The sequence below is a fragment of the Methylotenera sp. genome (assembly GCF_036401095.1).
Taxonomy (GTDB): Bacteria; Pseudomonadota; Gammaproteobacteria; order Burkholderiales; family Methylophilaceae; genus Methylotenera.
Window position 1 is genome coordinate 128,515 of record NZ_DASWWA010000003.1, and the last position, 19,679, is coordinate 148,193.

Annotated in this window: 20 protein-coding genes and 1 other RNA gene; 16 read left to right on the forward strand and 5 right to left on the reverse strand. The window is 44.8% G+C overall.

The window, feature by feature from the left end; translation table 11 throughout:
• Nucleotides 1–76: 76 nt before the first annotated feature.
• The 16 genes from gltX to VGD82_RS02485 all read left to right on the forward strand — a co-directional run bounded on the left by gltX (nt 77) and on the right by VGD82_RS02485 (nt 15,446).
• A complete protein-coding gene (gene gltX, locus VGD82_RS02410) occupies nt 77–1,471 on the forward strand; it encodes a glutamate--tRNA ligase (RefSeq protein ID WP_331018871.1) in 1,395 nt (464 codons plus the stop codon).
• A 118-nt stretch (nt 1,472–1,589) separates the two neighbouring features.
• Nucleotides 1,590–1,826 carry an RNA chaperone Hfq gene (gene hfq, locus VGD82_RS02415; RefSeq protein WP_135277501.1) on the forward strand — a complete coding sequence of 79 codons (237 nt, stop codon included), beginning with the start codon at nt 1,590–1,592 and terminating at the stop codon, nt 1,824–1,826.
• A gap of 12 nt (nt 1,827–1,838) precedes the next feature.
• Complete coding sequence (hflX, locus tag VGD82_RS02420) at nt 1,839–2,966, forward strand: GTPase HflX (protein ID WP_135277773.1); 1,128 nt, start codon at nt 1,839–1,841, stop codon at nt 2,964–2,966.
• 107 nt (nt 2,967–3,073) lie between these two features.
• Complete coding sequence (gene hflK / locus VGD82_RS02425) at nt 3,074–4,285, forward strand: FtsH protease activity modulator HflK (RefSeq protein ID WP_331018872.1); 1,212 nt, start codon at nt 3,074–3,076, stop codon at nt 4,283–4,285.
• Nucleotides 4,286–4,294: 9 nt separating this feature from the next.
• Nucleotides 4,295–5,167 carry a protease modulator HflC gene (hflC, locus tag VGD82_RS02430; RefSeq protein WP_331018873.1) on the forward strand — a complete coding sequence of 291 codons (873 nt, stop codon included), beginning with the start codon at nt 4,295–4,297 and terminating at the stop codon, nt 5,165–5,167.
• A 20-nt stretch (nt 5,168–5,187) separates the two neighbouring features.
• Nucleotides 5,188–5,361 (forward strand): DUF2065 domain-containing protein, encoded by a 174-nt coding sequence (locus VGD82_RS02435; RefSeq protein ID WP_414684451.1) that lies wholly within the window; start codon nt 5,188–5,190, stop codon nt 5,359–5,361.
• A 9-nt stretch (nt 5,362–5,370) separates the two neighbouring features.
• Entirely contained in the window at nt 5,371–6,534 is a 1,164-nt protein-coding gene (locus VGD82_RS02440) for an ATP phosphoribosyltransferase regulatory subunit (RefSeq protein ID WP_331018875.1), read from the forward strand.
• A 71-nt stretch (nt 6,535–6,605) separates the two neighbouring features.
• Nucleotides 6,606–7,937, forward strand: coding sequence for an adenylosuccinate synthase (locus VGD82_RS02445; RefSeq protein WP_331018876.1), 1,332 nt, complete (start codon nt 6,606–6,608; stop codon nt 7,935–7,937).
• A gap of 158 nt (nt 7,938–8,095) precedes the next feature.
• Nucleotides 8,096–8,653, forward strand: a complete 558-nt coding sequence (locus tag VGD82_RS02450; RefSeq protein ID WP_331018877.1) for a flavoprotein — start codon at nt 8,096–8,098, stop codon at nt 8,651–8,653.
• Nucleotide 8,654: 1 nt separating this feature from the next.
• Nucleotides 8,655–10,070 carry a DUF6513 domain-containing protein gene (locus VGD82_RS02455; RefSeq protein ID WP_331018878.1) on the forward strand — a complete coding sequence of 472 codons (1,416 nt, stop codon included), beginning with the start codon at nt 8,655–8,657 and terminating at the stop codon, nt 10,068–10,070.
• Between the two features lie 66 nt (nt 10,071–10,136).
• Nucleotides 10,137–10,712: a DUF447 domain-containing protein gene (locus VGD82_RS02460; protein ID WP_331018879.1), complete on the forward strand. Its 576-nt coding sequence runs from the start codon at nt 10,137–10,139 to the stop codon at nt 10,710–10,712.
• Between the two features lie 53 nt (nt 10,713–10,765).
• A complete protein-coding gene (locus VGD82_RS02465; protein WP_331018880.1) occupies nt 10,766–11,452 on the forward strand; it encodes a (5-formylfuran-3-yl)methyl phosphate synthase in 687 nt (228 codons plus the stop codon).
• 124 nt (nt 11,453–11,576) lie between these two features.
• On the forward strand, nt 11,577–12,674 hold the full coding sequence (locus VGD82_RS02470; RefSeq protein ID WP_331018881.1) for an outer membrane beta-barrel protein: 1,098 nt from the start codon (nt 11,577–11,579) through the stop codon (nt 12,672–12,674).
• Nucleotides 12,675–12,733: 59 nt separating this feature from the next.
• Nucleotides 12,734–14,086: a TRZ/ATZ family hydrolase gene (locus tag VGD82_RS02475; RefSeq protein ID WP_331018882.1), complete on the forward strand. Its 1,353-nt coding sequence runs from the start codon at nt 12,734–12,736 to the stop codon at nt 14,084–14,086.
• The gene (ubiG, locus tag VGD82_RS02480) at nt 14,053–14,781 is read left to right on the forward strand and encodes a bifunctional 2-polyprenyl-6-hydroxyphenol methylase/3-demethylubiquinol 3-O-methyltransferase UbiG (protein ID WP_331018883.1); all 729 of its coding nucleotides are present in this window, start codon (nt 14,053–14,055) and stop codon (nt 14,779–14,781) included. Before VGD82_RS02475 ends, ubiG begins: the two co-directional genes overlap by 34 nt.
• A gap of 2 nt (nt 14,782–14,783) precedes the next feature.
• Nucleotides 14,784–15,446: an HAD-IA family hydrolase gene (locus VGD82_RS02485; protein ID WP_331018884.1), complete on the forward strand. Its 663-nt coding sequence runs from the start codon at nt 14,784–14,786 to the stop codon at nt 15,444–15,446.
• 139 nt (nt 15,447–15,585) lie between these two features.
• Here VGD82_RS02485 and recR read toward each other — a convergent pair whose 3' ends face one another.
• From recR to VGD82_RS02510, 5 genes are all read right to left on the reverse strand, one after another.
• Nucleotides 15,586–16,188, reverse strand: coding sequence for a recombination mediator RecR (recR, locus tag VGD82_RS02490; RefSeq protein ID WP_331018885.1), 603 nt, complete (start codon nt 16,186–16,188; stop codon nt 15,586–15,588).
• A gap of 23 nt (nt 16,189–16,211) precedes the next feature.
• Nucleotides 16,212–16,520, reverse strand: a complete 309-nt coding sequence (locus tag VGD82_RS02495) for a YbaB/EbfC family nucleoid-associated protein (protein ID WP_015831850.1) — start codon at nt 16,518–16,520, stop codon at nt 16,212–16,214.
• A gap of 19 nt (nt 16,521–16,539) precedes the next feature.
• Complete coding sequence (gene dnaX / locus VGD82_RS02500; protein WP_331018886.1) at nt 16,540–18,201, reverse strand: DNA polymerase III subunit gamma/tau; 1,662 nt, start codon at nt 18,199–18,201, stop codon at nt 16,540–16,542.
• 90 nt (nt 18,202–18,291) lie between these two features.
• Nucleotides 18,292–18,388: signal recognition particle sRNA small type (ffs, locus tag VGD82_RS02505), an RNA gene on the reverse strand.
• Nucleotides 18,389–18,490: 102 nt separating this feature from the next.
• A complete protein-coding gene (locus VGD82_RS02510) occupies nt 18,491–19,561 on the reverse strand; it encodes an HD domain-containing phosphohydrolase (protein ID WP_331018887.1) in 1,071 nt (356 codons plus the stop codon).
• Nucleotides 19,562–19,679: the final 118 nt, after the last annotated feature.

The window sequence follows — 19,679 nt, forward strand, 5'->3', positions numbered from 1 at the left end:
TTTTAATTTTTTAGACTTTAGGCGAGCGTGATAAAATGTCGGCCTAACAATATAGATAGTAAAAAATTCGACAGATATGACAGTTCGCACACGTTTTGCCCCTAGTCCAACCGGATTCCTTCATATAGGTGGTGCCCGTACCGCTTTATTTTCGTGGGCCTTTGCTAAAAAGCACAAAGGCGATTTTATTCTGCGAATTGAAGACACTGATGTTGCCCGCAGTACCCCGGAAGCTGTACAGGCTATTCTAGATGGTATGCATTGGTTAGGCTTGCAACATGATGAAGGTCCTTTTTACCAAATGCAGCGCATGGATCGCTATAAAGAAGTGATTCAAACTATGCTGGCACAAGGAAGTGCGTACTATTGCTATTGCAGTAAAGAAGAGCTGGAAGCTTTGCGTGAAAAGCAAATGCAGCAAGGCGTTAAGCCGCGTTATGATGGTCGTTGGCGCCCGGAGGAGGGTAAGGTGCTACCAACGCCACCACAAGGCGTTCCGCCAGTGATCCGCTTTAAGAACCCTAAAGATGGCAATGTAGTATGGAATGATTTGGTTAAAGGCGAAATCAGTATTGCTAATCAGGAGTTAGATGACTTAATCATCGCGCGTGCTGATGGCACGCCTACTTATAACTTCTGTGTGGTGGTGGATGACTGGGAAATGGGTATCACGCAAGTGATTCGTGGTGATGATCATGTGAATAATACCCCACGCCAAATCAATATGCTGATGGCGCTTGGTGCAACTATTCCGCAGTACGCGCATTTGTCTATGATTTTAGGTGATGATGGCCAGAAGCTATCTAAGCGTCATGGTGCTGTCAGCGTCATGCAGTATGATGATGATGGATATCTACCAGAAGCCGTACTCAATTATTTAGCGCGCTTGGGTTGGAGTCATGGTGATGAAGAAATTTTTAGTATGCAGCAGTTCTGCGACTGGTTCGATTTGGACCACATTACTCCATCTGCCGCGCAATTCAATACTGAAAAGCTCCGCTGGTTAAATGCACATTACATTAAACAGGCAAGCTTGGATTATCTAGTGAATGATGTGACTAAGCGCCTTGCTAAGCTTGGTGTCCAGGTCGTTGCAGCGCCAAATCTGGTGGCCGTCATTGATTTGTACAAAGAGCGTGCGCATACGTTAAATGAGCTTGCCAGCAGCATTGCATACTTTTACCAAAAGCCAGTGATTGACCAAGCTGCAGCTGAGAAGCATTTGACGGCTGAAATCAAGCCTGCGATGCAGAAGCTTACGCAAGCCTTGGCTGCAGTTGAGTGGCAGGCTGAAGCTATTCATCATGTGTTAAATGATGTGGTGACAGAGTTCCAGTTGAAGTTTCCCAAAGTGGCTATGCCTTTGCGTGTGATGCTGACAGGTATTGCACAATCTCCAAGCATCGATCAGGTGATGGTGCTGCTTGGCAGGGATGAAGTTATTGCGAGAATGAACGAAGTTAAATTTTAATTTTAATTAAAGAACGAATTTGGTTGTTCTATATCTTAACGAGAGTAAGATATTTGTATGTGGCTCTAAACGGCGACATATAGTCAACTTTATTTAACTCCAAACAATAGGAGACATCATGAATCAAAAAGGGCAAATGTTACAAGACCCATTTCTCAACGCACTACGCAAAGAACATGTTGCTGTATCTATTTATCTCGTGAATGGTATCAAATTGCAAGGGCAGGTGGATTCGTTTGATCAGTACGTGATTCTGCTCAAAAATACTGTGACGCAAATGGTGTATAAGCATGCTATTTCAACAATAGTGCCAGCGCGTGCGGTCAATATTAATATGTCTGAAGGTGATGATTAAGCGTTGAAAGATTTGTTTGAAAGGCCAAGTGGTGGTGATGCTGCTATATTGGTAAGTGTTGATTTTGGCGAAAATGACTACCAAGAAAGCTTGGAGGAGCTTCGTCAACTGAGCTTGAGTGCGGGCTTGGCTGTGCTGGGTAAGGTGGAGGGTAAGCGGTCTGTCCCGGACGCTAAGTTGTTTATTGGCAGTGGTAAGGCTGATGAATTAGCGCAGATGATGCAAGCGACTGAATCCCATGTTGCCGTCTTTAATCATGATTTAACGCCATCGCAGCAGCGCAACCTTGAGCGTTTGTTGCAGGCACGTGTCGTGGATAGAACAGGCTTAATTCTGGATATATTCAGCCAGCGAGCTCAAACGCATGAAGGTAAATTGCAGGTTGAGCTAGCGCAGCTTGAACATCTGTCTACGCGTCTAGTGCGTGGCTGGACTCACTTAGAGCGCCAAAAAGGCGGTATTGGTGTGCGTGGCGGCCCTGGTGAAACGCAGCTTGAGCTAGATAGGCGTATGTTACGTATTCGAGTTAAACAGTTGCGTGAGAAATTGCTTAAACTCAAGGCGCAACGTGGTATGCAACGTAGAGCGCGTAAACGCTCTAATGTCATGACTGTGTCTCTGGTTGGCTATACCAATGCTGGTAAGTCTACGATTTTTAATCGACTGACTAAAGCCAATATCTATGCTGCCGATCAACTGTTTGCAACTTTAGACACGACCACCCATAAGATTTATATTGCAGGTTGCGGTTCGGTGGTACTTTCAGATACCGTTGGTTTTATTAAGCACCTTCCTCATGCGTTGGTGGAAGCGTTTGGTGCCACATTGGAAGAAGCGGTGCAAGCTGATTTGCTGTTGCATATTGTTGATACGGCCAGCACCAATCGCGATGAGCAGATTGCACAAGTGAATAAAGTGCTACATGAAATAGGCGCCTCAGAGGTGCCGCAGATCGTCGTGTATAACCAAATAGACCGCGTGGGTTTGGAGCCTGCGATTGGTCGTGATGAATATGGTAGAATTACGAGCTTGCATGTGTCAGCAAAAACAGGTGAAGGACTTGATTTTCTGAGATTAGCAATGGCGGAACACTATCAGTATGTACAAAAGCAAAGTACTGAAGAGAGTGCATTTGTTTAAGTGCAATTAAATTACGCAGTATAGAAGTTTGGTGTACTTGATTTCTAATCGTTGCATAACCTGAATCAAGCGTTAATGTAATTCAATTTTTAGTGTTGGAGTGATGAATGATTAAATTCCCTGGTTGGAGACAGCAAAATAATGAAGGGCCGCCTGATCTTGATGAGGTGATGCGTGATTTGAGCCGCAAAATTAATGCAATGTTTGGCAAGAATGGCGGCGGTAATCAATCTAACTCCCAGCCAAGACGTCCATCATCTGGCGATATTAATTTGCCAATTCTGCCAATTATGGGCTTGGTGTTTCTTATTTGGCTCGGCTCTGGATTCTACATTGTTGATCAGGGCTCTACAGGCGTAGTGATGCGCTTTGGTAAAGCCTTAGATGAGACCACTGAGCCTGGTCCGCGCTGGCATTTACCATATCCGATAGAATCAGTAGAAGTTGTGAATATGGAGCAGGTGCGCAGGCTAGAAGTTGGTTATAGAAGCAGTGCAGAGGGTTCTGGCGGCGGTAAGACTAAATTGCCTAAAGAGGCGTTAATGCTGACTGAGGATGAAAATATTATCGACCTGCAATTTGCCGTGCAATATAACCTGAATAACGCAAAATATTACCTATTTAATAACCGCTCTACTGACACGGCAGTAATGTCTGCAGCTGAATCTGCGATTCGTGAAGTGGTTGGCAAGAATAAGCTGGACGATCTATTGCAAAAAGGTTTGGCTGACACGTCTGAGCGCATGCAGGTGATCTTAGATAGCTACAAAACCGGTGTGAAAATTATTAGTGTATCGTTACAGAGCGCTCAGCCGCCAGAGCAGGTGCAAGAGGCCTTTGAAGACGTCAACCGTGCTAATCAGGATAATCAACGCCAAATCAACGAAGGTCAGGCCTACGCTAATGATGTGATACCAAAAGCGCGTGGTACGGCTTCGCGTTTGCTATCTGAAGCAGCTGGTTATAAGTTGAAGGTTGAAAGTGAAGCTAGAGGTAATGCAAGTCGTTTTGATCAGATTTTAGCGCAGTACAATAATGCGCCAGAGGTGACGCGCCAGCGTTTATACCTAGATGCGCAAGAGCAGATCCTATCAGCTACAAGCAAAGTGATTGTTGATCAAAAAGCTGGTAACAGTTTGTTATATTTGCCGCTAGATAAATTGATTAATGCAACTGGTGCACCATCTGCTACAGCGCAATCTCAATCCGTACAGTCATTAAATCCGCAAACTGAATCAGGTGCAGCTTTTGATTCAGCCACAGCTACTACAGAGCGCTCGAGAGATGCTTTTCGCAGCCGTGATAGAGAAAGTAGATAAGGAAAAATAATGAATAAGGCAAAAAATATTATTTTCGTAGGGATCATAGGTTTGATGTTGCTATCAGCCTCTGCTTTCACTGTGAAACAAACTCAGTATGTGGTTGTGCAAAGATTAGGTGAGATCGTCTCTGTGAAAAAAGAGCCAGGTCTTTACTTTAAAATGCCATTCGTGGATAACTTAAAGTATTTTGATAACCGTATTCTGACTCTAGATTGGGAGCAGCCTGCTAAGTTTATTACTAGCGAAAACAAATACATGATGGTGGATTCTTTCGTCAAATGGCGCATTATTGATCCCGTTAAATATTACGTATCAATTAAAGAGGGTGGCGAGGCTGCTGCTGAAGATAGATTATCTAAAGTGGTGAATGCCGTATTACGTACCGAATTTGGTAAGCGCACTGTACGCGACGTGATTGCTGGCGAACGTGGTGCTGTGATGGATAACTTGCGTAAGACTGCCGATGCGGAAGCGCGTCAAATGGGTATTGCTGTAGTTGATGTGCGCCTAAAACGCGTTGACTATGCTGAGGAAATCAGCAAGTCAGTATTTGATCGTATGATTGCAGAGCGTAAACGTTTAGCAAATCAATTACGTTCAGAAGGCGCTGCTGCATCAGAAAAAATTCGTGCCGATGCTGATAAGCAACGTGAAGTGATTATTGCCGAAGCTTACAGTGAAGCCCAAAAAACTAAGGGTGAGGGTGATGCAAAAGCTGGTGAGATTTATAATCAGTCTTATAGCCGTAACCCAGAGTTCTATGCGTTTTATCGCAGCCAAGAAGCATATAAAAATAGTTTCAAAAGCAAGAGTGACGTAATGGTGCTGGATCCTAATTCAGAGTTCTTTAAATACATGCGCAGCCCTAACAGAAAATAGTACTTGTGGTGAGTGACTATGTGTTAACTGCTTTAGGTTTGATGCTGGTATTTGAGGGGTTGCTACCGTTGCTGATGCCTCAAGCCTGGCGAGAAACTTTTATGAAGATGGTGGCATTAAAAGATGGGCAACTCCGCTTTGTTGGCTTGATATCCATAATCGGCGGATTGCTCTTAATTTTGTTAAGTAAATGATTGATAAATATGCGTAATTGGTTGTTACCCGAATATATTGAAGATGTATTGCCTGCAGAGGCTTTAAGAATTGAAGTCTTGCGTCGCAAATTGCTAGACCTGTTTAAAGTGCATGGTTATCAGTATGTTATTCCACCGATGTTGGAATACATGGAGTCTTTAATTACTGGGGCAGGACATGATTTGGATTTAGCCACATTTAAAGTGGTTGATCAACTCACCGGTCGACTCATGGGTGTACGTGCGGATATGACTCCGCAGGCTGCCAGAATCGACGCGCACTTGTTGAATCATCAAGGCGTGACCCGTTTATGCTACGCCGGTAGTGTGTTGCGTACTAAGCCTGATGGCTTGGCGTTGACGCGAGAGCCTCTACAAATTGGTGCTGAGCTTTATGGGCATGCCGGTATCGAAAGCGATATTGAGATTCAACGTTTATTGATTAAAGCATTGCAAGCTATTGGTATTGATGAAATTCATCTGGATTTTAGTCATGTCAACGTGTTTGGCAATTTGATTGAAGCAAGCCAAGTAGATGCCCAGTTAGAGCAAGATTTATACGCAGCTTTACAAAGCAAAGACCAGCCTGCGGTGGCGGCACTTACTAAAGCGTTAGATCACACCACGCGCGAGGCATTGTTGCACTTAACAGAACTTAATGGTGATAAGTCTATTTTGGCTAAGGCATTCAAAGTATTGCCAGCCACGCCTTCGATTAAGAAGGCATTAGATAGTTTGCAACAGGTCAGCCATGCGATTGATCAACTAGGAGCTAGTGTTAGTTTTGATTTAAGTGAGTTGCGCGGTTACCATTACCACAGCGGTATTGTGTTTGCGGCATATGCAAAAGGCTACAAAGGTCCGCTGGCATTGGGTGGCCGCTATGATGAAGTCGGTCAGTCGTTTGGTCGTGCACGTCCAGCGACAGGTTTTAGCCTTGATTTACGTGGGGTAGTGAGTGCCTTAGCTCCAGCCCAATCTAATATGGCTATTTATGCGCCAGTGTCAGCAGATCCGGCGCTAGTAACAAAAATTGCAAGCCTGCGTAACGAAGGCCGTGTGGTGATTGAAGCCTTAGATGAAGCAGATGCAGATTTGAATGAACTCAATTGTAATCAGAAACTGGAGCATTACAACTCTGGCTGGCATGTAGTTGATGTAGTAAAAAACTAAAAGTTGTACGTAATTTTGCTTTAAGCAAAATCACTACTCCAAAAAATTAATATTTAATCAAAGTAAACGTTATGGCAAATAAAGCAGCAAAAAATGTGGTCGTCATTGGTACGCAGTGGGGCGATGAAGGCAAAGGTAAAATTGTTGATTGGTTAACCGATCATGCGCAAGGTGTGGTGCGTTTTCAGGGCGGTCACAATGCTGGTCACACATTAGTGGTTGGTCAGGGTGATGCGCAGCGTGTTTATAAACTCAATCTTGTGCCCTCTGGTATCGTACGTGCTGGCGTTAATTGCTATATTGGTAATGGCGTAGTGTTAGATGCTGGACATTTGCTCAAAGAAATTGCAGCTTTGGAAAAAGATGGTCTTGAAGTTAGTAATCGTTTAAAAGTTAGCCCTGGTTGCCCACTTATTATGAGCCACCATGTGGCAGTAGACGTAGCGCGTGAAGCAAAACGTAGTGCAGAGAAAAAAATCGGCACTACAGGTAAAGGCATTGGCCCAACCTATGAAGACAAAGTAGCGCGTCGTGCTTTGCGTGTGTATGACTTATTCTATCCTGAGCGTTTCTCAGAAAAGTTACGCGAAGTCATGGATTACCATAACTTCGTGTTAACAAATTATCTAGATGCTAAACCGGTAGATTTTAATCAGCAATTCGATGCCAGCATGCAGCAGGCAATCGCGTTGAAGCCGATGATTGCGGACGTTTCTGCAGAAATCTACGCAGCGAATGCTAAAGGTGAGAGTTTACTGTTTGAAGGTGCACAAGGCACATTGTTAGATATCGATCACGGTACTTACCCATATGTGACTTCAAGTAACTGTATCGCTGGTCAAGCGTCAGCGGGTACTGGTGTGGGCGCGAATATGCTGCACTATGTGTTGGGTATCACTAAAGCTTACACAACACGCGTTGGCGGCGGCCCATTCCCGAGCGAGTTGGATATCGAAACACAAGGTTTGCCAGGCTACCAAATGTCAAATAAAGGCCAAGAGATTGGTACTGTGACTAAGCGTAAACGTCGTTGTGGCTGGTTTGATGCCGCTGCATTGCGCCGCTCTGCCATGATTAACGGTTTAACCGGTTTGTGTATTACTAAGTTAGATGTATTAGACGGCATTAAAGAGCTCAATATCTGTACAGGCTATGAGCTAGACGGCAAAAAAATTGATTTGCTACCTATCGGTGCAGACGATGTGGCTGGATGTAAACCTATTTATGAAACTGTACCTGGTTGGTCTGAAACTACGTTTGGCGTAAAAACTTGGGATGGCTTACCTAAAAATGCACAAAACTACTTAAAACGCCTAGAGGCATTATGCGGTGTGCCAATTGCTATTGTTTCTACAGGCCCAGAGCGTGATGAAACTATCGTGATTGAGCATCCTTTCGCTTAAATCATTACTTTAATCCGTAAGCATTAAAGGTGACTAGCGCCAAGCATGTGCGCTAGTCAATGCTGACGTGCCTAGTGCTAAGCCTTGTGTTTTAGGTATGGCGCTGGGCTAGGCATTTAGTGGCTAAGGTGTGTTTTTTAGTACAGGTTTGGTTAAAAATGATAGATAAAAAAAGTCAGCGTTTGGCATGGGCGATTACCGGCTCTGGTCATTATTTACGTGAGTCTATTGAGATTCTGAATACATTAGAAAATGTTGATATTTTTCTAAGTAGTGCCGGTGCGGAAATTATTCAGCAATACGGCTTTCAGCAAGCGCTAAACGCTGCTGGCCATCGCGTTTATCAAGATAAAACAGCTAGCAGTGTGCCTGTGGGTATGTTTTACAAAGGTAAATACCACGGCTTGGTCATTGCACCAGCAACCTCAAATACTATTGCGAAAATGGCGTACGGCTTTTCTGATAGCTTAGTGACTAATTTATATGCACAGGCCGGTAAAACACGAGTGCCTAGTATAGTATTTGCGTGCGATACCGCGCCTGAGCTAGAGTCTGAAGCACCGCGCGATAATATGGTTAAAGTTTACCCGCGTAGGATTGACTTAGATAATATTGCCAAGCTCAAATCGTTTGAGATGACGAGTGTGGTAGAGGATATGGATAGCTTAACCACCTGCATCCAGCAGCATTTGCAGTCGCTAAAAATCACTGACTAGTATGACAAAAAATCTACTTTTTTTAACGGGTAAGCTTGCCGAAAAAAGTTTGAACAAAGTACTAAGCGAAGTGCAAAGTAACCCAAAGACACAGCCTTTTAAGTACCGTGTGGAGCAGATTGGGGTTTCTGTTGCAGCTTTGATGACGCCTGATTTAATTGCGCGCAGAGTAAAGGAAACTGGCGATGCAGATAAGGTCATTGTGCCCGGTTTATGCCAAGGTGATTTAACCATGCTAGAAGCCAAATATGGGGTACCTGTGGAGCGGGGTCCAGCAGACCTAAAAGATCTGCCGCAATACTTCGGGCATCAGGGTATTGCGCCGGATATAAGCCAGTATCAAGTTAAAATATTTGCAGAAATTGTTGATGCGCCATTCCTCAGTGTAGAAGGCATCCTGAATAAAGCCTTGCAGTATCAGGCACAAGGTGCCAATGTGATAGACCTTGGCTGCTTGCCTGCCGTGCCTTTCCCTCACTTGGCGGAAAGTATCCAAGCGCTTAAGCAGCAAGGGTTAAGTGTCAGTGTTGACTCCTTGAATACCGATGACCTACTGGCGGCAGGGCATGCGGGCGCTGACTATCTGTTAAGCCTTACCGAGAAAACACTTTGGATTGCGCAAGAGGTAGCTTCAACTCCTGTATTAATTCCGGCAAAACCGCATAGTTTGCCTTCGTTATATCGAGCGATTGAAGGCTGTATTAAGTTAGGTAAGCCTTTTTTGGCAGATGCAATTTTGGATCCTATCCATTTTGGATTGACTGACTCCATCGTGCGTTATCATCGCTTACGTAAAAAATACCCAGATATTGAAATTATGATGGGCATTGGCAATCTAACAGAGCTTACTGATGCAGATACCACAGGCATCAATGCGTTGTTGTTTGGCATGATTAGTGAACTCAATATCAATGCGGTGTTGGCAACCTCAGTCAGTACCCATGCTGTGAATGCAATTGCAGAAGCCGATATTGCTAGACGTACCATGTTTGCTGCTAAGCGAGATGAGCGTTTGCCGCGCGGCTACAGCAACGGTTTGTTAGGGTTGCATGATAAGCGGCCGTTTACCTATAGTGCTGAAGAAATTAATGAAATCGCATCACAGATTAAAGACCCAAGCTTTCGTATTCAGGTCAGCGAGCAAGGTTTGCATATATACAATCGGGATGGCATATATGAAGCGTTAGATCCCTTCGTGTTGTACCCGCATTTAAAAGTGGACGATGATGCCTCACATGCTTTTTATTTAGGCGTGGAGTTGGCGCGTGCGCAAATTGCATGGCAGCTAGGAAAGCGTTACGCGCAAGACCAGGAACTGGAGTGGGGTGTTAGCACTAAGCGCACTGATGTTGGTGGTAAAGCCGCACATCGAGAAGCGTCTATCAAAGAAAAGCGTGCAAAAAAAGACGCACAGTAAGTTTTTATGTGAAATGTGTCGTGGGGTTAAAACAGTTAAAACTCCCAACGAAATGAAAGTGAATGCATGATTTATGAAACCATAGTTAGTTCTGTCGATGCTGAAGGTGTTGCGCACGTCACGCCTTTTGGTATACGCATGCAAGATGGTTTAGTGGTGATTGCCCCGTTTAAACCATCCACCACATTAGCCAATATCTTGGCTACAGGTCATGCAGTCGTCAATTTAACTGATGATGTACGGGTGTTTGCTGCCGCTTTGGCTTCAAAGCCTTTTGCGAACCTGACACCAGCAACCAAAGTCAATGGGTTTAGGTTAACCGAGGTGTTAGCGCATAAAGAGCTTAAGTTGGTTAAGTTTGAAGACGATGATGTACGCCCGCAGCTGTTTCTAGAAATTGTGCATGAAGCACAGCACCAACCATTTCAGGGTTTTAATCGGGCACAGGCGGCAGTAATTGAGCTGGCGGTTTTGGTGAGTCGACTAAAAAGGCTGCCACTAGAGAAAATCTGCCAAGAAATTGATTATTTAACGATTGCGATTGATAAAACAGCTGGGCCGCGCGAACTGGAGGCTTGGGGTTGGCTGATTGAGATGGTGGAAAATCATAAAGCTGCCCTTAATCTTGAGAACTTGGCTTAGCTGGAGCGTCTGGCTTAATTTATGAACGATACTGGTTTAAGCGTAGTATTCGCATGACACAATTATTGATTAGCGTTACCGATGTTAACGAAGCAAAGATTGCTCTGACGCACGGTGCAGATTTAATTGATTTAAAAGACCCTCATCAGGGTGCGCTCGGTGCGCTGCCTGTCAATACCATTCAAGACGTGGTCAATTTCGTTAGTATCAATCGTACTGACCCTGAGCAACGCACTAGTGCCACAGTTGGTGACTTACCAATGGAAGCGGATTTAATTGCGCAGCAAGTGTTGGCAATTGCGAGTACGAATGTTGATTTCGTCAAAATTGGTTTTTTTGAATCGGAAGACTATCAGCTATGTTTGGATGCGCTCAAAGATATTGCACAACATGGTGTTAAGTTAATAGCTGTGCTGTTTGCAGAGCTTCAATATCCAGAGCACTTGATCGATGATATTAAAGCGGCCGGTTTTTATGGCTTGATGTTGGATACTGCTAAAAAAAACGGAGGCACGTTCATGGATTATTACACGCATGAGCAAATGACGTTGTTCGCAGCACGTGTTAAAAGTCATGAGATGGCCTTTGGTCTGGCTGGCTCGCTCAACATACAGCATATAGAGAAAATAAACGTCTATACCCCAACCTATATTGGTTTTCGGGGAGGCGTTAGTGAGTCCAATCAGCGCAAATTGAGTTTGGATGCAACTAAAATAGAAGCAATTCGTGCAATGCTGTAGTTTTGTTGTAATTTTGCAACAAAAGTCGCTATTAGCTAATATCCACATGATGTTATGAGTTGCGTTAGCTTATGTATGTGCGTATTATTGGCGCATAAAGATTCATTAACAAGGAGTAATAAGAATGAAAAAGAACATGTTAACTTTCGCTGTAGCAGCCACATTAGGTTTAGCAGCGTTATCAGCAACTGCAGAAGATATGTACCGTGGTGCTTGGTATGCAGTACCAGGTGTTAGCTATATGAATACAGACAGTGATCTAGAAGCTAACAACGGCGGCGGCGCATTTCTAAAGCTTGGTAAAGAGTTGTCTGAGCACTGGGACATTCAAGGTGGCTTAGGTTACAACCGTGCAAGTGAAGATACTGGAATTGCTGGTGTAGGTGGCCGTTACAAACAAACAACATTAGGCGTTGATGCGCTATACATGTTCAGCCGTGATAAATTCCGTCCATTCTTACTAGCAGGTTTAGGCGTAGCACGTAATGATGTTGATTACACACATGCTACATTAGACGTTGATGGCAAAAAAACTTCATGGTTAGCTAACGTTGGTTTAGGTGCACAGTACCTGTTTAACGATACATTCGGTTTGCAAGCTGACTTGCGTCACCAATGGAGCCGTGCATCAGTTAAAGTGAGCGACGGCGTAACTACAGCTAGCGAAACTGACACCATTGGTAACACACTGTTAAGCTTAGGCGGTATCTTCCGTTTTGGCGCTCCAGCTCCAATGCCAGTAGCTGCAGTTGAGCCAGAGCCAGCACCAGTAGCACCAGCAGCTGTTGCACCAACTCCAGAGCCAGCTCCAGCACCAGCTGCATGCGTGCCACAATACGAAACAATCACAATTGAAGCATCTAAATTGTTTGCGTTTGATGAAGCTAAGTTGAAAGACACTAGCGTTCTTGATAACGAAGTTGTGCCGAAAATGAAAGAAAACAAAATTTTCGCAAGCGTAAAAGTAACTGGCCATACAGACAAACTTGGTAGTGAAGCTTACAACCAAAAACTATCAGAAAAGCGTGCTAACCAAGTGCGTGATTATTTGATTAGCCAAGGTATCGAAGCTGATCGTTTAGTTGCTGTTGGTAAAGGCGAGTTAGTGCCAGTGGTTAGTTGCGACGGCGTAAAAGGCCGTAAAGCATTAATCGAGTGCTTGGCACCAAACCGTCGTGTAGAGATTGAAGCTACACGCTCAATGGAAAAAGGTTGCAAATAATTTCCTTGATTGTAAAAAGCCCCGCTTGCGGGGCTTTTTTATTGGTAAAATAAGCCTCTATGACAAAATCTGATCAATTGGAAACGCAAGCAACCCATGTCGAATTAGTGATTGAATCGCGCTGGGTTGTACCTGCCGACTCAGATAACTCTTTACATGAGTTCTACTCAGTAGTGATTGATCATCAAGTGATTGTTGACGTGTTGCCAACAGATCAGGCGCGAGTGAAATATGCTGCAGCCGAAGTTGTTGTGGCCGATGAGCATGTGTTGATGCCGGGCTTGGTTAATGCGCACACACATGCGGCAATGACCTTGATGCGAGGGATTGCGGATGATCAGCCTTTGATGGTTTGGCTTAATTCGCATATTTGGCCGGCAGAGCGCGCGGTTGTGACAGAGCGCTATGTAGAAGATGCATCTTTGCTTGCCTGTGCTGAAATGTTAAGTGGTGGTACGACTTGTTTTAATGATATGTACTTTTACCCACAGGCAACTGCGCTGGCCGCCAATAAAGCCGGTATGCGTGCGCATTTGGGTCTTACTGTGCTTGAGTTCCCAACCAATTATGCGGCTGATGCCGATGATTATTTACAAAAAGGTTTTGAAGCGCATGATAGCTGGCGTGGCAATCCATTAATAAGCTCAGCATTGGCGCCGCATGCACCATATACAATTTCTAACTCTACGTTTGAAAAAGTACTGACTTACGCAGAGCAATTGGGCTTAGGTATCCATACGCATTTGCATGAAACGCGTGATGAAATTAGTCAGAGTGAAGCGACTTATGGTGTAAGGCCTATACAAAGAATTGCTGAGCTTGGTTTACTTGGGCCAGGTTTTATTGCAGCACATGGCGTGCACTTATTGCCGCATGAGATTGATATGTTGGCTGAGTATGGGTGCCATATTGCGCATTGCCCAGCTTCTAATTTGAAATTGGGTAGTGGTATTGCACCGGTGCATGCTTTATTGAAAAGTAATGTCAATGTATGTGTAGGTACAGATGGCGCAGCGAGTAACAATCGTTTAGATATGTTTAGTGAAATGCGTCTTGCGGCCTTGTTGTGCAAAGGGGTTAGTGAAGATGCTTCGGCATTGCCTGCGTATCAGGCGCTGAAAATGGCGACAATTAATGCAGCCAAAGCGATAGGGCTAGATCATAAGATTGGTAGTATCGAAGTAGGAAAACAAGCAGATTTGGTAGCTGTGAAGTTGAGTGACTTTGCAATATCGCCTTGTTATGACCCAGTTTCACATTTGGTGTATAGCTGTGGCCGCGAGCATGTGACACACACTTGGGTAGCAGGTGAACTGCGTTACAGTCATGGTACTTATGCGAATATAGAACCAGTAGAGTTAAAGGAAATTATCCAAATATGGCAACCGAAGCTAAGACAATACAAACATTAAACGCAGATGTGCTGGAGTTGCAAAAATTTGGCGAACTCGCACATAAGTGGTGGGATAAAAATAGCGAATTTAAACCACTGCATGAGATTAACCCATTACGTTTAAACTATATCGATAGTTTAGCCAGTTTAAGTGGCAAGCGTGTGCTAGATGTCGGCTGTGGTGGCGGTATCTTGTCTGAATCTATGTACTTTAAAGGTGCTGATGTAACCGGCATTGACTTGGGTGAGCAAGCGCTCAATGTTGCAAAGCTTCATCAGTTAGAAAGTGGGGCTAAGGTAAACTATGAGCTCATTTCTGTTGAGCAGTTAGCGCTGGAGCAGCCTGCAACTTTTGATGTGGTGACCTGTATGGAGATGCTAGAACATGTGCCTTACCCTGCATCCATCGTGGCGGCATGTGCGCGTCTGGTAAAACCTGGCGGCTCTGTATTTTTCTCTACCATCAATCGTAATCCTAAAGCGTATTTGTTTGCGGTGCTGGGCGCCGAGTATATTTTAAATATGTTGCCTAAAGGCACACATGATTACGCAAAGTTTATTAAGCCATCTGAACTTTCTAACTGGGTGCGTCAATCCGGATTGAATGTTTCTGGCATGCGTGGCATGAACTACCAGCCACTGACACAGCACTATTCGCTAAGCGATGATGTTTCTGTGAACTATCTTTTACACACCGAACTTAGTGATTATTAATCATGATCTTATTTGATTTAGACGGCACGTTGGTTGATACCGCACATGACCTTGCCTATGCGCTTAATTTACAACGGGTGCGGCACGGTCTTGCCGAATTGCCGCTTGATGTGATCAGACCTTATGCCTCGCACGGCTCTAAAGGCCTATTGGCAATTGGGTTTGATTTAAGTGATACAGATGATACGTTTGCCACTATGCGCGATGAGTATCTCGCTATCTACGACGAAGTGTTAACACGCAAACCAATTCTGTTTGATGGTGTTTCTGAGCTACTGGCTAGATTGGAAGCGAATAATATACCTTGGGGTGTAGTCACAAATAAACCGCGACGCTTCACACAGCCATTAATGCAAAGCATTGGCCTGTTAACGCGTGCGGCATGCGTGGTGAGTGGTGATGATGCCGCGCGGCCTAAACCGTTCCCTGATACATTATTGATGGCTTGCGAACAAGTTGGCGTGGATCCGCAACAGTGCTGGTATGTGGGGGATGCAGAGCGTGACATCCAAGCCGGTAAAGCCGCAGGCATGCAAACTGTAGTGGCCTTGTATGGTTATTTGTCTGAAACTGACCAGCCGGAGGCATGGGGCGCAGATCAAGCAATACAAGCGCCTTTAGACTTATTGGCATTTGTTAACCTTAAGCTCTCGGCGGTTTGCTGATTAAGTTACGGGGTGATTGTCTTTGCTTGCGTAAACTGGGTGCGCCGCGTGGCGGTGATAAGTGCTGTAGCGCCTGATTGAAAAGTGGAACTGGCTTACAGTAGGGGCGCTGTGATAACCGTATCAAACGGCACGGCGCTTATTTAAATACGCTTCTGCGCTCCAGCATGGCTTGTGCAAGTGTTCCGGTATCAACGTATTCAATTTCACCACCCATCGGCATACCACGTGCAATACGGCTCACTTTAATGCCGCGGGCACGTAACAGTTCACTAATATAATGAGCAGTTGCATCGCCTTCTACCGTGTAATTGGTTGCAAGAATGACCTCGGTAACAACGCCATCATTTGCGCGCTTAATAAGCTTATCTAGATGAATTTCCTTAGGGCCTATCCCATCAAGCGGAGATAGCCTACCCATCAACACAAAATACATACCAGTGTAAGCGCGTGTATTCTCCAGCATAATCAGGTCGGTCGGCATTTCAACCACGCACAGCACAGTTTTGTCTCGCTGTGCTGATTCACATAACGGGCAGATGGGTTGTTCACTAAACGTGTTGCATAACCTGCAATGGTCAACCACTTGTAACGCATTATTTAATGCTAAAGCCAGGCAGCTTGCGCCTTGCCTGTCCCGCTGCAGCAGATAGTAGGCCATACGTTGCGCCGATTTTGGCCCCACGCCTGGTAAACAACGTAAGCTATCAATGAGTTGTTCAAGAGCAGGCGGGTTTTTCATTGCAATATTAAACTAGGCTTAATTTAGAATGGCAGTTTCATGCCGGCAGGCATGAAGCTTGATAGGCGCGCAGATGAAGTAGCTTCAGCTTTTGCTGTTGCGTCTTTTAAGGCGATGACTAATAAGTCTTCTAAGGTTTCTTTATCATCCATCACGCTGTCATCTAAAGTGACGCGTTTTACCTCATTTTTACAGGACATTTGTACTTTAACCAAACCGTTGGCCGCAATACCTTCAACGTCAATGTTAGCCAGCTCTTCTTGCGCTTTTTGCATGTTAGCTTGCATTTGCTGGGCTTGTTTCATTAAATTGCCCATGCCACCTTTCATCATATTGTTCTCCTTAATTTGATTAAATTGGTTTGATACTATTCGGAATGATTGTCGCGCCGAAGTCATCAATCAACGCTTGCACAAAGCTATCTTCCTCAATTGCGTTTTCTGCGTTGGCTTGTGCTTGTGCTTTTTCTTGAGAAATTTGCTTAGCAGGGGTATTGCCGGTGCCACCTATGCTAAATTGCAGCCTAATTTTTCTATCAAAGTGCTGAGTAATAGCGGTCGTTAACTTTTCTTGATAATTAGCTGAGACCAAGTGCTTTTGGCTCTCTGGTACGCTCAGTGAGATACTGTCTGCGTCATATGCAACCAGTTCACAGTGCTTAGCTAACTCTCTGGCAAGCCCAAGTTTTAGTGCATCTACCAGTGCGCGCCAGTTTCCATTAAAGCTAGTGCTGCCGATGCGTGGTACGTCTGCCGCGTCTGCAACTGGTGCTGTGTCAGCGGTATCTTCCACAATGTTGGCAGTAGGTGTTGTTTCAACTACTGCAACGGCTTCAGGTTTAATTGGTTTTTCAGCAGGTGCGCTAGGCACTACTGTAGGACGTACACTGTTTATCTGGCTTGGTACTTTAGCTTTCTGAACACTGTTCTCACTTGGCGTAAATGCTAACATGCGTAGCAGGCTCATGGTAAAGCCAGCAAACTCATCAGGCGCCAAGCCTATGTCACGGCGGCCTAATAGGGCGATTTGATAATACAGCTGCAAGGTTTCAGCTTGGATTCTTTGCGCCAGACTCAGCAGGACTTCGCGTTCCGGCAGGTCGTTCGCAACACTCTCTGGCACTGTCTGCGCAACAGCAATTTGGTGTAGTAGTTGTGCAAAGTCATTTAAGGCAGCATCAAATGATATGCTGCGCTCTTCCATTGCCTTGGCCTGGTTAATCAGGCTGTTGCCGTCATTGGCCAGTAGTGCATCCAATAATTGGTATAAGTAGCTTTGATCAATAGCACCCAGCATTGAGCGGACTTCTGACTCGTGTACCGTTTGGCCGCCGTAGGCAATGGCCTGGTCGGTGAGCGAGAGTGCATCACGCATGCTGCCCGCTGCGGCGCGCGAGATTAAGTGCAAGGCGGTTGGCTCAAATGCAATGTTTTCTTGCGTCAAAATGTTTTGCAGGTGGCTGGTAATAGAAGTGCCAGCCATTTGGCGCAAGTTAAACTGTAAGCAACGCGATAATACGGTTACCGGTACTTTTTGTGGGTCTGTGGTTGCCAGGATAAATTTGACATGCGCTGGTGGTTCTTCCAGCGTTTTTAACATGGCATTAAATGCACTTTTTGACAGCATGTGCACTTCATCGATGATGTAAACCTTGAAGCGGCCAGCAGTTGGCGCATATTGTGCGTTATCCAGTAAATCACGCATGGCATCTACCTGCGTGTTACTTGCCGCATCCACCTCAATTAAATCAACAAAGCGACCTTTATCAATCTCAGTACAGGCATTGCAAACGCCACATGGCTTTGCAGTGATGCCGGTCTCGCAGTTGAGAGATTTTGCCAGTATGCGTGCTAGAGTAGTTTTACCAACACCGCGTGTGCCGGTAAATAAGTAAGCATGATGTAAGCGATTTTGTTCAAGGGCATTGGTGAGCGCACGTACGACGTGATCTTGACCGACCAACGTTTCAAACGATTTTGGGCGCCATTTACGCGCTAGCACTTGATATGACATAACCTAAACTTTAGCTGAAAATTGTATTTTCGTCTTTAAATTATTAGGAGGTTCTTTGGCTTTCAAAATGTGCTTTAGCTAAAGAAAAGAAGAGGCGAGCCTTGACCCCGGCACTTGCTTAATAGTTGTGGCTGCTTGCTTCCGCACCTGACCAGGTTGGCTACTTCACAATGCGGGGAGGCCCGCCGGACATAATTTTACAATACTTTGCCGGATTTACGTTAGTGCTTTGTTGATATTTGTGAGGCTTGTTAGGATTTGGAGCTGATAACTATTTCCGCTTAATTGCTTAAGCCTCGAATTGCACAGGATTTTCTTCTTCGTCCGAGGTGTCCAAAAATGCATTTTTGATGGCGATGACTTCACCAAGGTCACTCAAAAATGCTTCCACGCAGGCTGGGTCAAAATGCTTGCCACTGCCATCGCGAAGAAGTTGGCATGCCTCTTCAATAGACCAAGCCTTTTTGTAAGGGCGCTCCGAGGTCAGTGCGTCAAATACATCTGCTACTGCAACAATGCGGCCAAACAGTGGGATATTTTCGCCAGATAGACCATGCGGATAGCCGTTACCATCATACTTTTCATGATGAGTCAGTGCGATTTCGGCTGCAACCTGCAGTAAAGGGGAACTGCTAGCGCTAAGTAGCTCATAACCAATTTCTGCGTGACGCTGCATAATTGCAAACTCCGCCGGGGTGAGGCGGCCAGGCTTTAGTAAAATAGCATCAGGAATGCCCACTTTGCCTATGTCGTGCATAGGGGCGGCTTCTAGTAATAGCTCCTGTTCTTGCACCGAAAGCCCCAGCACATGTGCGATATGCTTAGAATAATGCGCCATGCGCTGAATATGGGCGCCTGTTTCCGGGTTGCGATACTCCACCGCCTTTGCTAGACAGAATATAGTTTCGCGTTCTTGATCTTTAACTTTTCTGGTTGCTTTACGTATTTCGTCTGTTAACCATGCTGCACGGTCAATTAGCTTCTTTTGGTTTTGGCGTAATGCCAGCATGTTTCTGGCACGGGTGATGAATTCAATATTATCTAAAGGCTTATTTAAAAAGTCGGTGACTCCGCTACCAAGAGCTTTTTGGCGGATAGATGTATCGTTATTGGCGGTCACCATCAATACGGGAATATCTTCGTAGTTAACAAAGCCTCTAAATTGCTGGGTGAATTGAATGCCGTCCATTTCACGCATGGCATAATCTACTACAACCAAATCTGGCTCATTATCTCTACACCATAGCAGCGCCTTAACCGGATTGGTAAATGCGATTGCCTCATATTCTGGGATCTTTTTAATAAGATGCTTTAGTAAAGTGATATTGAGTTCGGTGTTGTCAATTAATAATATGCGCATGTTCTTTCATTAGCCATTGATTAAAGCACCCTGCAATTATGTCTTAAAATAGGGTCGGTAGAACAGAATATTGGGACTATTTTGAATAAGTGCCATTTATGTAAAAATAAAGCTGGGC

What these genes read in the sequence shown, in the direction of transcription:
- gltX (WP_331018871.1), top strand. Translation starts at nt 77, where the DNA reads ATGACAGTTCGCACACGTTTTGCCCCTAGTCCAACCGGATTCCTTCAT.
- hfq (WP_135277501.1), top strand. Translation starts at nt 1,590, where the DNA reads ATGAATCAAAAAGGGCAAATGTTACAAGACCCATTTCTCAACGCACTA.
- hflK (WP_331018872.1), top strand. Translation starts at nt 3,074, where the DNA reads ATGATTAAATTCCCTGGTTGGAGACAGCAAAATAATGAAGGGCCGCCT.
- hflC (WP_331018873.1), top strand. Translation starts at nt 4,295, where the DNA reads ATGAATAAGGCAAAAAATATTATTTTCGTAGGGATCATAGGTTTGATG.
- VGD82_RS02440 (WP_331018875.1), top strand. Translation starts at nt 5,371, where the DNA reads ATGCGTAATTGGTTGTTACCCGAATATATTGAAGATGTATTGCCTGCA.
- VGD82_RS02445 (WP_331018876.1), top strand. Translation starts at nt 6,606, where the DNA reads ATGGCAAATAAAGCAGCAAAAAATGTGGTCGTCATTGGTACGCAGTGG.
- VGD82_RS02450 (WP_331018877.1), top strand. Translation starts at nt 8,096, where the DNA reads ATGATAGATAAAAAAAGTCAGCGTTTGGCATGGGCGATTACCGGCTCT.
- VGD82_RS02455 (WP_331018878.1), top strand. Translation starts at nt 8,655, where the DNA reads ATGACAAAAAATCTACTTTTTTTAACGGGTAAGCTTGCCGAAAAAAGT.
- VGD82_RS02460 (WP_331018879.1), top strand. Translation starts at nt 10,137, where the DNA reads ATGATTTATGAAACCATAGTTAGTTCTGTCGATGCTGAAGGTGTTGCG.
- VGD82_RS02465 (WP_331018880.1), top strand. Translation starts at nt 10,766, where the DNA reads ATGACACAATTATTGATTAGCGTTACCGATGTTAACGAAGCAAAGATT.
- VGD82_RS02470 (WP_331018881.1), top strand. Translation starts at nt 11,577, where the DNA reads ATGAAAAAGAACATGTTAACTTTCGCTGTAGCAGCCACATTAGGTTTA.
- VGD82_RS02475 (WP_331018882.1), top strand. Translation starts at nt 12,734, where the DNA reads ATGACAAAATCTGATCAATTGGAAACGCAAGCAACCCATGTCGAATTA.
- ubiG (WP_331018883.1), top strand. Translation starts at nt 14,053, where the DNA reads ATGGCAACCGAAGCTAAGACAATACAAACATTAAACGCAGATGTGCTG.
- VGD82_RS02485 (WP_331018884.1), top strand. Translation starts at nt 14,784, where the DNA reads ATGATCTTATTTGATTTAGACGGCACGTTGGTTGATACCGCACATGAC.
- recR (WP_331018885.1), bottom strand. Translation starts at nt 16,188, where the DNA reads ATGAAAAACCCGCCTGCTCTTGAACAACTCATTGATAGCTTACGTTGT.
- VGD82_RS02495 (WP_015831850.1), bottom strand. Translation starts at nt 16,520, where the DNA reads ATGATGAAAGGTGGCATGGGCAATTTAATGAAACAAGCCCAGCAAATG.
- dnaX (WP_331018886.1), bottom strand. Translation starts at nt 18,201, where the DNA reads ATGTCATATCAAGTGCTAGCGCGTAAATGGCGCCCAAAATCGTTTGAA.
- VGD82_RS02510 (WP_331018887.1), bottom strand. Translation starts at nt 19,561, where the DNA reads ATGCGCATATTATTAATTGACAACACCGAACTCAATATCACTTTACTA.